Here is an 11,841-nt window from a genome sequence, read left to right as displayed (position 1 = left end):
AGCAACAACTACCTGACGACGCCGCGGCCGGTCGAGGACGCGGTGGGCGTGACGCTGGCGTCGTGGTCGGAAGCGAATCCCCCGGAGGCGGTCGCGCAGAGGTGGATCAGCAGGCCTTCGTCCACTCCCCGCAGGCGTCGTCACCCGACGCCGTCCGCAGCGTCGACGGCGCGACCGCCGCCGGGGGATTCGCTTCCGACCACGACGCCAGCGTCACGCCCACCGCGTCCTCGACCGGCCGCGGCGTCGTCAGGTAGTTGTTGCTGATCATCGAGAAGACCAGCTTCCGCCCGTCGGCGTCCGTCACGTAGCCCGACAATGCGGTGACGCCCGTCAGCGACCCGGTCTTCCCGTGCAGGTTGTTGGCGGCGGGCGTCCCGGCCATCCGCGACCGCAGCGTCCCACCGACAAAGCGATCAGCGTTGCCCGCGATCGGCAGCGCGTCGTACCACTGCTGGTACCACGGCTCCTTCTGTGCGGCGATCAGCAAGTCAGTCACGCTGTCAGCCGTGACGTTGACCTTCCGCGAGAGCCCGGAGCCGTCCGAGAGCCGGATCGTCGAGGTGTCGACCCCGACGCTCGCCGCGTAGTCCGTGACGACCCCGAGCCCGGCCGACCAACTCCCGGACGCCTCGGCGACCGCGCCCATCGCCTTCACCAGCGTCTCGGCGTGCATGTTGTTCGACAGCTTCAGGAACGGGTTCATCAGCTCGCCGACCGTCATCGACTCGTCCCGCGCCAGCCGGCGCGAGCCGGACGCCGGCGTCGCGCCCACCTTGATCCGGCCGTCGACCCGCACGCCGTACGAAGCGAGCGCCCGCCGGAACACGTCAGCCGCATAGACCTCCGGCTCCCAGACCGTCACCCACTCCTGCCCGACCGACTCGTCGGCAGGCACCGACCCAGAGACCCGTACGACGTTCGTCCCGTGATCCCGCTCGATGGTCAGCGTGTTGTCCGACCCCGCGGCCCCGGTCTTCGCCGTGCTGACCAGCTTGATCACGCCGTTCGCCGGAACGAGCTTCAACCCGACCGGCGCCCCCACCTTCGAGCCCGGCCGGCTCTCGACGATCGCCGTCCCCGAGTCGTAGTCCGTGTTCGGCGCGAGCGTCAGCGCCGAGATCTGCGCGTTGTAGTAGAACGGCTCGTCGTCCCACGCCCAGCTGTCGCCGAGCCGGACGTGGTCGAAGTACGTGTCGTCGGCGACCAGGTCGCCGTCGATCCGCCGTACGCCGGACTTCGCGACCTGCTTGGCCAGCGCGACGTAGTCCGACTCCAGCGCCGTCGGGTCGCCGTACCCCTTCAGGTACAGGTCGCCGCGCAGCTTGCCGCCGCGCACCGGCGCGGTCGCGAGCACGTCGGTGTGGAACCGGTACGACGGCCCGAGCGTGTGCATCGCGGCCGTGGACGAGAACAGCTTCGTGTTCGACGCGGGCAGCAGCCGGGTCGAGCCGTTGCGGTCGTACAGGGTCTCGCCGGTGGTCGCGTCGCGCACCACCAGCCCGACCTGCGACCCCTGGAAGCGCGCGTCGGCGAGCAGCGTGTCGAGCTGCTGGGCGAGCCCGGTCGCGGCAACCTGCGTCCCGGACGCCGCGGCACCCTGACCGGCCGAACCGGCCGAACCGGCCGTCTGCGCCACCAGCCCGGCGGTCGCCGCGACGGCCGCGGCGACGGCGACGGCACCCCGCGGAGACACCTTTGGTAAGAACTTCACGAGAACTCCAACCCCTCAGGCGGAAAACAACTAAGCGGAGTCAACACCGCCAACTCCGCCCGGTCCAGAGGTGACCTCTCGTCATCCAGGTGAATCGATGGAAAAGTAGCTCCCGCAGGTACCGCCCCACCTGAGGAGCACATGATGCGCAGACGTCTCCTGACCGCGCTGGCCGGCTTCACCGCGCTCGCCGCGGCGCTCAGCCCGGTCAGCACCGCCCCGGCAACAGCCGCCGAGCAGAAATCCACCGCGGCCGTCTTCCCGGCCCCCGTGATCAACGAGGACTTCCCCGACCCGGACGTCGTCCAGGTCGGCAGCACCTGGTACGCCTACTCCACCAACAACGGCCGCGGCCACGTCCCGACCGCCTCCGCCCCGAGCGCGAACGGCCCCTGGACGATCCGCGGCGACGCGATGCCCGGCGGCCCGTCCGCCGCCTGGGCCCAGTCCGGCCGCACCTGGGCTCCCGACGTCCACCCGAACCCGGACGGCAGCTTCACCCTCACCTACACCGCCTGGCACAAGTCCTCCGGCCGCCAGTGCATCGGCGCGGCGACCGCGTCCTCGCCCCTCGGCCCCTTCACACCAGTCGGCTCCCAGCCGCTGATCTGCCCGCTCAACCTCGGCGGCGCCATCGACGCCAACACCTTCGTCGCCAACGACGGCACCCGCTACCTGCTCTGGAAGAACGACGGCAACGCCATCGGCGTCAACTCCACCCTCTGGCTCACCCGTACGACGAACAACGGCACCGCCCTCACCGGCGGCAACACCGCGCTGATCTCCTCCGGCGGCGTCATCGAGGCCCCCGACCTGGTGCAGCGCGGCAGCCAGTTCGTCCTCTTCTACTCCGGCGGCAGCTACACCGGCTGCGAGTACCTCACCTCGTACGCCGTCGCGCCCACCCTCAACGGCCCGTGGACCACGGCGTACCGCCCGCTGATGACCAGCGCGAGCTTCGACAACCACGTCTGCGGCCCCGGCGGCGCCGACTTCGTCAACGACAAGGTCTTCCTGCACGGCTGGGTCAACGGCGCCCGGCACCTGTACGTCGCCGACCTCGGCTGGGCCGGCGACTTCCCGGTCGTCCGCGGCAGCCGGGTCCGCACCGAGGCCGAGCGCGGCACGCTGAACAACTGCCGGGTGCGCACCGGCGCCGCCGGGGCGTCGCAGGGCGCCGTCGCGGCGTACATCGACTTCGCGGACTCCTGGGTGGAGAACACGTTCTACGCACCGCGAGCCGGCAGCTACACGCTGTGGGTCGGCTACGCGAACGGCACCGGGAGCACCGCCAGCCACGGTGTCGTTGTCAACGGCAACAGCCAGGGCTCGGTCAGCTACCCGGCGACCGGCTGGGACAACTGGCGCCAGAGCTCGGTCGGCGTGACGCTCAACGCGGGCTGGAACACCATCCGGCTGACCAAGGGCAACTCGTACGCGGAGGTGGACTACTTCGAGCTCCAGTGAGGGTTCACCCCGTCGCCGGCTCAGGGTCGCCCCGGGAAGCACCCGTCCGTTGCGTGGCGCAGTGGACGGGTGTGCGGGGCGGCCTCGTAGTCTCGTTCCAGTAGTGAACTACTCGAACGGGGAGTCGGAAGGTTGGCCAAACCACCTGAGCAGGTCTCCGGCGACCGGCGCCGGCGTCCGGTCTGGCTCGACGTCCGCCGGACCACGCGTGGCCTGCAGGCGATGCTGCTGGGCGGCCTGGCGTCGCTGGTGTCGCTCGTCATCACCTTCTGGACGCTGCCGCAGATCAGCAGCGACGGCCCGCTGCCGGTGTTCCGCCTGGTCGTGCTGCTGGCCGTGATCGGCCTGCTGATGCGCTGGCTGCTGGCCGGCCTGGCGATCCTGATCGGCTCGGTCGGTGTCCTGATCGGTGGCCTGCTGTCCCAGTTCGGCGTCGTGTACGTCGGCGTCACGCTCGACCCGGGCGTCAACCTGCACGGCGGCGTCGAGGCGCCGCTGCTGGTCTCGATCGTGATGTCGTCGGTCAGCGCCTTCGTCGGCTGGGTCGCGTACGCCGGCAGCGACGACGCGTACGTGGCCGAGGTGATGCGCGGTGTCCGCCGCAAGGCCCGCCGGCTGCAGCCCGCGCCGAAGACCGGGCTGCTGATCGTCCAGATCGACGGCCTGGCCGCGCCGCTGCTGAACTGGATGGTGATGTCGGGCAACCTGCCGCACCTGGGCGGCTGGATCCGCGACGGCAGTCACTCGATGCTCGGCTGGCACACCGGCGTACCGGCGACGACTCCGGCGAGCCAAGCCGGCATCCTGCACGGCGGGTCCGGGCAGATCCCGGCGTTCCGCTGGTACGAGAAGGAGACCGGCCGGGTGATGGTCACCAACCGGTCCCGCGACGCCGCCGAGATCGAGGCCCGGATGTCGACCGGCCGCGGCCTGCTCGCCGACGGCGGCGTCAGCATCAGCAACAACTGGTCCGGCGACGCCCCGAACTCGGTACTCGTCTTCAGCCGGGCCGCGCTGCCGAGCGCCCGCGCCCGCGGGTACGTCCGGTTCTTCAGCAGCCCGCAGGGCGTCACCCGCGGCCTGGTGCTCAGCGTCGGCGAGATGATCAAGGAACTGCACCAGGCCCGCCGGCAGCGGATGCGCAAGCTGGTCCCGCGGGTCAACCGCGGCGGTTCGTACATCTTCCTGCGGGCGGTCTCGAACGTGCTGCTGCGCGACCTGAACGTCTCGCTGATCACCGACGAGCTGGTCAAGGGCACCCCGGTGATCTACTGCGACTTCGTCGACTACGACGAGGTCGCGCACCACGCCGGCCCGACCCGGCCGGAGTCGCTGCAGACCCTCGAGGGCCTGGACCGGGTGCTCGGCGCGCTGCAGCGGATCATCGACACGCTGCCGCACTCGTACGAGATCGTGGTGCTGTCCGACCACGGCCAGAGCCAGGGCTCCACCTTTCTGCAGCGGTACGGACGGACGCTGACCCAGGTGGTCGACGACCTCGTCGACACCACCAAGGAGCCGGTCGCGGCGACCGGCCGGTCCGAGGGCTGGGGACCGGTGAACGCGTTCCTGACCGAGCTGAGCCTGCGCCGCAGCGTCGCCGGGTCGGTGACCCGGAAGGCGCTGCACGGCAAGGCTCCGCGCGGCGAGGTCGAGCTCGGGCCGGCCGACTGCGAGCCGCCGGTCGCGGCCGACGAGCAGATGGTGGTCACCGCCTCGGGCAACCTGGCGCTGATCTACCTGGCGACGACGCCGGGTCGCGTCCCGCTGGAAGAGATCGAGCTGCTGCACCCGCGGCTCGTTCCCGGGCTGGCGACGCATCCCGGGATCGGGTTCGTGGTGATCGACTCGCTGGCCGAGGGGCCGGTCGCGATCGGCCGGGCCGGGGTGCACGTGCTGCGGACCGGCCGGATCGAGGGCGAGGACCCGCTGGCGGCGTACGGGCCGTTGGCCGCGTCGTCGCTGCTGCGGCAGGCCGAGATGCCGCACAACGGCGACCTGGTGGTGGTCAGCCGGCTCGACGAGTACACCCACGAGGTGGCGGCGTTCGAGGAGCTGGTCGGCTGCCACGGCGGGATCGGCGGTTGGCAGACCGAGGCGGTGCTGGTCCACCCGCGGCGCTGGGTGGTCGACGAGCCGCTGGTCGGCTCGGATGCGGTGCACGCGCTGCTGATCAGCTGGCTGGAGCAGCTCGGCCAGCGCAAGCGGCCGGGGACGGAGACGGTCGACGAGGACGCGGAGCTGGAGCGCGCGGACTCCGGCGACGGGCGCGCGAGCCGGGGCGTCACGGTGGACAGCGACGCGAGTGTGGAGGCCTGAGGCGTGCGAATCACCTGGTGGGGGCACGCCACCACCACCATCGAGGACCGCGGCACCAAGCTGCTCACCGACCCCGTCCTGACCGCCCGGATCGCGCACCTGCGCCGCCGGCGCGGCCCACTGCCGCTGCCGGACGCGGGGGAGTGCGACGCGGTGCTGATCTCGCACCTGCACGCCGACCACCTGCACCTGACCTCGCTGCCGCTGGTCTCGCCGGACGCCGCGCTGGTCGTCCCGCGCGGCGCCGCCCGGCTGATCCACGCCGAGGCCGGCAAGGCGTACTCCGACCGCTGCATCGAGGTTGCCCCGGGCAACCAGGTGCGGATCGGCGGCCTGGACATCACCGCGGTCACCGCCGACCACGACAGCCGCCGGCTGCCCTGGTCGCAGTACCGGGCGCAAGCGCTCGGCTTCCGCGTCGAGAGCTCGCCGAGCGTCTGGTTCGCCGGTGACACCGACCTGTACGACGACATGACGGCCGAGGTCGGCCCGGTCGACCTGGCGCTGATCCCGGTCGGCGGCTGGGGACCGTCGCTCGGCGAAGGGCACCTCGACCCGGTTCGCGCCGCGGAAGCGGTTCGGCGGGTCGGTGCGCGGTACGCCGTACCGGTACATTTCGGGACGTTCTGGCCGATCGGCTGCGACTGGCTGAAGCCGGAGCTGTTCCTGCCGCCGGGAGACCGGTTCAAGGCGGAGATGGCGGCGGTGGACGCGGGAGTGAAGGTGGAGGTTCTGGTGCCGGGGGAGTCGACGGAGGTGGTGCGGCCGTGAGCGGTGACGCGCATTTCGACCTCTGGTACCTGATCGTGCTGGCCGGTGCCGTGCTGCTCGGCGCGGTGCTCCCGGTGCTGCCGACCGGCGCTGCGGTGTCGGCCGGGGCGGTGCTCGCCTCGCACAACAACCCGATCGGCCTGGTCGGCGTACTGATCGCCGGGGCCGGTGGCGCCTATCTCGGCGACCTCATCGTGTACGCCGGGTGCCGCGCCGGCGGCGAGCGGCTCGCGAAGCGGATCGGCTGGCTGCGCGACAACGCCTCGCTCGACGCGCTCCGCGACCGGCTGGCCAACCACGAGATCAGCGTGCTGCTGACCTCGCGGTTGATCCCCGGCGGGCGCGTGCCGGTGCTGCTCGCGGCCGGGCTGGCCGGGTACCGGTGGCACCGGTTCGCGGTGGTCGACCTGGCCGCGTCGTCACTGTGGGCGGCCGTCTACATGGCGATCGGCCTGCTCGGGTACGCGCTGTTCGACAAGCCCTGGCAGGGCGTCGTAGCGGCGATCGTGCTGGTGCTGCTGACCACCGTGGTCAGCAGCCTGGTCCAGCGCTACCGGAAGAAGAAGGCGACGATCTCAGACGCCGAATGACTGGTTCTGCAGCTGGGCGGTGAGCTCGGGGTCGCCGTCGAGATCGACCTGCGCCACCGACTGACGGCCGAAGCAGAACAGCACCAGCTCGGCCGGCTCGCCAGTGATCGTCACCGACCCGGCGGCGGTCGGCTTCTTCGCCACCGCCTCGCGGCCGTCCGGCGTCCGCAGGACCACGCCGCTGCTCGCCTTGCGCAGCATCGAGCGGGCCCGCAGGCTGGCCATCTTCCACAGCCCGGCCTGCTGGTCGTCCGGCAGCGCCCGGACCTGGAAGTCGGCGACCGCGCGGCGGACGTCCTCGTGGTGCACGAAGTACTCGGTCACGTTCAGCTGGGGGCCGAGCACCGGCAGGTTGAAGATCGACACTGTCGGCGGCCCGTTGCGGACCCGGTCGACCAGTTCGGTGAAGGTCCAGCGCGTCTTCGCGCCGGTCATCCGCCGCTCGGTGGTGTCGGCCAGCGCCGGGATCATGATCCCCGGCCCGGCCACCGGGTCGGACTCGCGCACCCACAGGTGCGCCGCCAGGTCGTGGGTCGACCACCCCGCGCACAGGGTCGGCTGGTCCGGCCCCACCTGGTCGAAGAGGTCACACAGAGCGAGTCGTTCCACCTGGCTGTAGTCGGTCACAACTCGATCGTAGTTGTCGGTGCCCAATGGCAGAATGTCATTCGTTGTCAGTCTCACTGGCTGCCTACACACCTGACAGTGCCGTCGTGAAGGATGCCCCGTGCCGTTGCCGAAAGTCCCCACCAAGGGGAGCGTGACCCGGCGCGGGTTCGCGGTCCTGCGTGTCGCGATCGCCGAGGAGCCCTGGGTCTTCGCGCTCTCGGTCGCGGCCAGCATGCTGTACGGCGCGATGACGGTCGCCGACGGCTGGGCGCTGGGCTGGGCCACCGACCACGTGATCCGCCCGGCGCTCGAGCGCGGTGACACCACCTTCGGCGCGCTGGCGTCGCTGGTCTCGCTGTTCCTCGGGATCGCGGTCCTGCGCGCGATCGGTGTGGTCGGCCGCCGGGTCGGCGCCGGCGTGATGCAGTTCCGGCTGCAGGCGACGTACCGGCGCCGGGTCACCCGGCAGTACCTGAAGCTCCCGCTGGAGTGGCACCACAAGCACCCGACCGGCCAGCTGCTGTCCAACGCGAACGCCGACGTCGAGTCGACCTGGTACCCGATCGCCCCGCTGCCGATGGCGGTCGGCGTGATCGCGATGCTCGCGTTCGCGACCGTCGCGATGTTCGCCGCCGACGTCTGGCTGGCGCTGGTCGGCTGCCTGGTGTTCCCGCTGGTGTTCGTCGCCAACGTGATCTTCCAGCGGGTCCTGCAGCCGCTCGCGACCCGCGCGCAGGAGCTGCGCGCCGACGTCTCCGAGGTCGCCCACGAGTCGTTCGACGGCGCGCTGGTGGTCAAGACGCTGGGCCGCGAGGCCGCCGAGACCGAGCGCTTCACCGGCCCGACCAACGAGCTGCGCGACGCCAACATCGCGGTGAACCGGGCCCGCGGTGCGTTCGACCCGGTGATCGAAGGGCTGCCGCGGATCGGCGTCCTGCTGGTCCTGCTGGTCGGGGTCGGCCGGGTGAAGTCCGGTGCGGCGGACGCCGGTGACGTGGTCCAGGTCGCGTTCCTGTTCACGCTGATCGGCTTCCCGATCCGGGCGCTCGGCTGGGTGCTCGGCGAGCTGCCGCGCTCGGTCGTCGGCTGGGACCGCGTCCAGCGCGTGCTCACCGCCGAGGGCGGGATGGAGTACGGCGACCAGAAGCTGACCTCGATCGCCGCGGCGAGGCTCGACGTCCAGGACCTCCACTTCGGGTACCTGCCCGAGCGCGACGTGCTCTCCGGCGTCGACTTCACCGTCGAGCCCGGCCGGACGGTCGCCGTGGTCGGCCCGACCGGTGCCGGCAAGTCCACGCTGACCACGATGCTGACCCGGCTGGTCGACCCCGAGCAGGGCGCGGTCCGGATCGACGGCGTCGACCTGCGGACGCTGGCCCGCGACGAGCTGGCCGGGTCGGTCGCGCTGGTCGCGCAGACCGCGTTCCTGTTCGACGACTCGGTCCGCGGCAACATCACCCTCGGCGGCGACTTCACCGACGACGACATCTGGGACGCGCTCCGGATCGCCCAGGGCGACGGGTTCATCCGGTCGCTGCCCGACGGGCTCGACACCAAGGTCGGCGAGCGCGGGACGACGCTGTCCGGCGGCCAGCGGCAGCGGATCGCGCTCGCCCGGGCGCTGGTCCGGCGGCCGCGGCTGCTGATCCTCGACGACGCGACCAGCGCGGTCGACCCGCAGGTCGAGGCCCGGATCCTGGCCGGCCTGCGCAGCGCCGTACAGGGTGGTCGGTCGGACACCACCGTGCTGGTGATCGCGTACCGGAAGGCGACGATCTCGCTGGCCGACGAGGTGCTGTTCCTGGACGACGGGCGGATCGCGGCGCAGGGCACGCACTCGGAGCTGCAGGAGAAGTCCCCGGAGTACCGGGATCTCGTCGACGCGTACGAGAAGGACGCCGCGCGGCGTGAGGAAGAGGCCGAGCTGGCCGCCGAACTGGACGATCTGGACAGCGAAGGAGCAAGCGCGTGAGTGCCGCCGAGGCGACCAGGCTGGACGCCGGGGACAACGCCGGAGGGCTCGACACGCTGCGGCAGGGCCTGAAGGTCTCGCCGGAGCTGGCCCGCGGGTGGTGGATCACCGGGCTGCTCGCGCTGACCATGACGGCCGGGCGGATCGTCGTACCGATCGCGGTGCAGCAGACCATCGACAAGGGGCTGTCCGGGCCGGGCGGGCCGGACATGTCGTTCGTGGCCTGGATGTGCGTCGCCTGCGCGGGCGGGATCCTGGTGACGGCGTTCGCGTCGTACCTGACCACCGTGCGGCTCGCGATCAACTCCGAGAGCGGCCTGGCCACGATGCGGATCAAGGCGTTCCGGCACGTGCACGACCTGCCGGTGCTGACCCAGTCGACCGAGCGGCGCGGTGCGCTGGTCAGCCGCGTGACGTCGGACGTCGACACGGTGTCGCAGTTCCTGCAGTTCGGCGGGTTCATCTTCCTGGTCAGCATCGGGCAGATGCTGCTGGCGACCGTGGTCATGTTCGTGTACTCGTGGCAGCTCGCGCTGGTCGTGCTGATCTGCTTCATCCCGCTGTTCGCAAGCCTGAAGTCGCTGCAGCGGCTGATGTCGGCGGCGTACGGTGTGGTGCGGGCGAAGGTCGGCGAGATGCTCTCGGCGATCGCCGAGCCGGTCGTCGGCGCGCAGGTGGTGCGCGCGTACGCGATCGAGCGCCGGACGCAAGCGCGGATCGACGCGTCGATCGAGGACTACCGGCGGACCGCGACGCGGGCGCAGGCGATCACCGGGATCACGTTCTCGATCGGTGGGCTGGCTGCGGGTCTGGCCAACGCGGGTGTGCTGACCGCGGGGGTGCTGCTCGGTGTCGACGGTCAGGCCACGCTCGGCGAGATCCTGGCGTTCATGTTCCTGGTCGCGCTGTTCTCGGACCCGGTGCAGATCGCGACGCAGGTGCTGACCGACGCGCAGAGCGCGTTCGCGGGCTGGCGGCGAGTGCTCGGTGTGATCGCCACGCCGGCTGACGTCGTCGACCCGGGAGAGGACGGCGTGACGCAGGAGCGCGGGCCGATCACGGTCGAGTTCGCGGACGTGAACTTCGCTTACCCGGAAGGTGAGCTGGTGCTGCGCGACGTCGACGTACGGCTCGAACCGCACCGGCGGGTCGCGGTCGTGGGGGAGACGGGATCGGGCAAGACGACGTTCGCGAAGCTGCTGACGCGGTTGATGGACCCGACGTCGGGCGCGGTGCTGCTGGACGGCGCGGACGCGCGGACGATCGCGTTCAGCTCGCTGCGGGAGCGGGTGGTGATGGTGCCGCAGGACGGGTATCTCTTCGACTCGTCACTGGCGGAGAACGTGCGGTTCGGGCGGCCGGAGGTGACGGACGCCGAGCTGCTGGCGGCGTTCGAATCGCTGGGGCTGACGGACTGGCTGGAGTCGCTGCCGGACGGGCTCGCTTCGCCGGTCGGGCAGCGCGGTGAGTCGCTGTCGGCGGGAGAGCGGCAGCTGGTGGCGCTCGTCCGGGCGAACATCGCCGACCCGGATCTGCTGGTGCTGGACGAGGCGACGTCGGCGGTCGATCCCGGTACGGAGGTGCGCGTCAACTCGGCGCTGGAGCGGCTGATGGCCGGCCGGACGTCGGTGACGATCGCGCACCGGTTGTCGACGGCGGAAGCGGCGGACGAAGTACTGGTGTTCGATCAGGGGCGTGTGGTCGAGCGGGGTCCGCATGCTGAGCTTGTCGGTCAGGGCGGGGTGTACTCGCGGCTGCACAGCAGCTGGATCGCCCAGCGCTCCGCAGGCTGAATCTCAGATTTCTGCTTCTTGCACGACGAGGCGGGCCGGAGAAGGGAGGAAAAGGGCTCCGGCCCGCCACGTCGGTCACTCGGGGCGTGCTGTTGAGGCAGCACGCCCGGCTTCGTTTCTTACGACGGCGTCGGGGCCGCGCCGTTCTGCTGCCCGGCGCCGGGCTGCGGGACGAGCAGGAACTCGACTCCACCCTTGTCGTCCACCGCGGCGTCCAGGATCTTGTCGTCCAGCGTGCTGGCCGCGTTCTCCTCCAGGAACACCCGCGCCCCGCTCTCCTCGACCACCTGGTCGCCCTGCTGCGGACCCTCGGTCGTCGTCACCGCCAGGGAGGGGTCGGTCGGGTTCTCCTGGGAGATCCGCACGCCGGCACCCTCCGGCGCGCCGTCGACGCCGGTGATGGACTTGATGACCAGAGTCGCGTTCTCCGTCAAGGTCAGCACAACTACTCCTCGTTGTCGATCAACACGGTGAGCCCGCCCCGTGCCCGATAGGGAGAACCACAAACATCTCCACCTCCCGACGTAGCGGCAGCCTCCCCAGCACCAGCCACGCCTAGCAACCCGGCCCCTCCCAGCAGCCCAGCACCCCGCAGCACACCCCGCC

9 protein-coding genes are annotated in these 11,841 nt (G+C 71.2%); 6 read left to right on the top strand and 3 right to left on the bottom strand.

Annotated elements, in window-relative coordinates:
- Nucleotides 1–106: 106 nt before the first annotated feature.
- Complete coding sequence (gene dacB / locus AB0M01_RS30290; RefSeq protein ID WP_363675502.1) at nucleotides 107–1,714, bottom strand: D-alanyl-D-alanine carboxypeptidase/D-alanyl-D-alanine-endopeptidase; 1,608 nt, start codon at nucleotides 1,712–1,714, stop codon at nucleotides 107–109.
- A gap of 144 nt (nucleotides 1,715–1,858) precedes the next feature.
- Here dacB and AB0M01_RS30285 point away from each other — a divergent pair, with 144 nt between their 5' ends.
- From AB0M01_RS30285 to AB0M01_RS30270, 4 genes are all read left to right on the top strand, one after another.
- Entirely contained in the window at nucleotides 1,859–3,181 is a 1,323-nt protein-coding gene (locus AB0M01_RS30285; protein ID WP_363675500.1) for a family 43 glycosylhydrolase, read from the top strand.
- Nucleotides 3,182–3,313: 132 nt separating this feature from the next.
- Complete coding sequence (locus AB0M01_RS30280) at nucleotides 3,314–5,500, top strand: alkaline phosphatase family protein (protein ID WP_363675498.1); 2,187 nt, start codon at nucleotides 3,314–3,316, stop codon at nucleotides 5,498–5,500.
- Nucleotides 5,501–5,503: 3 nt separating this feature from the next.
- A complete protein-coding gene (locus AB0M01_RS30275) occupies nucleotides 5,504–6,271 on the top strand; it encodes an MBL fold metallo-hydrolase (protein WP_363675496.1) in 768 nt (255 codons plus the stop codon).
- A complete protein-coding gene (locus AB0M01_RS30270) occupies nucleotides 6,268–6,861 on the top strand; it encodes a VTT domain-containing protein (RefSeq protein ID WP_363675494.1) in 594 nt (197 codons plus the stop codon). The genes AB0M01_RS30275 and AB0M01_RS30270 overlap by 4 nt, the downstream gene beginning before the upstream one ends.
- On the opposite strand, the gene AB0M01_RS30265 is transcribed toward AB0M01_RS30270, so the two are convergent.
- Complete coding sequence (locus tag AB0M01_RS30265; protein ID WP_363675492.1) at nucleotides 6,847–7,488, bottom strand: TIGR03085 family metal-binding protein; 642 nt, start codon at nucleotides 7,486–7,488, stop codon at nucleotides 6,847–6,849. The genes AB0M01_RS30270 and AB0M01_RS30265 overlap by 15 nt on opposite strands.
- 100 nt (nucleotides 7,489–7,588) lie before the next feature.
- Between AB0M01_RS30265 and AB0M01_RS30260 the strand changes: the two genes are divergently transcribed.
- The gene (locus AB0M01_RS30260; RefSeq protein ID WP_363675490.1) at nucleotides 7,589–9,442 is read left to right on the top strand and encodes an ABC transporter ATP-binding protein; all 1,854 of its coding nucleotides are present in this window, start codon (nucleotides 7,589–7,591) and stop codon (nucleotides 9,440–9,442) included.
- Entirely contained in the window at nucleotides 9,439–11,235 is a 1,797-nt protein-coding gene (locus AB0M01_RS30255) for an ABC transporter ATP-binding protein (protein WP_363675488.1), read from the top strand. Before AB0M01_RS30260 ends, AB0M01_RS30255 begins: the two co-directional genes overlap by 4 nt.
- A gap of 119 nt (nucleotides 11,236–11,354) precedes the next feature.
- On the opposite strand, the gene AB0M01_RS30250 is transcribed toward AB0M01_RS30255, so the two are convergent.
- Nucleotides 11,355–11,678: a Fe-S cluster assembly protein HesB gene (locus AB0M01_RS30250; RefSeq protein ID WP_363675486.1), complete on the bottom strand. Its 324-nt coding sequence runs from the start codon at nucleotides 11,676–11,678 to the stop codon at nucleotides 11,355–11,357.
- Between the last annotated feature and the right edge of the window lie 163 nt (nucleotides 11,679–11,841).

Source organism: Kribbella sp. NPDC051770, assembly GCF_040681455.1.
Classification (GTDB): Bacteria; Actinomycetota; Actinomycetes; order Propionibacteriales; family Kribbellaceae; genus Kribbella.
Note: the sequence above shows the minus strand (reverse complement) of the source record. Positions and strands in the feature narration are given on the sequence as shown.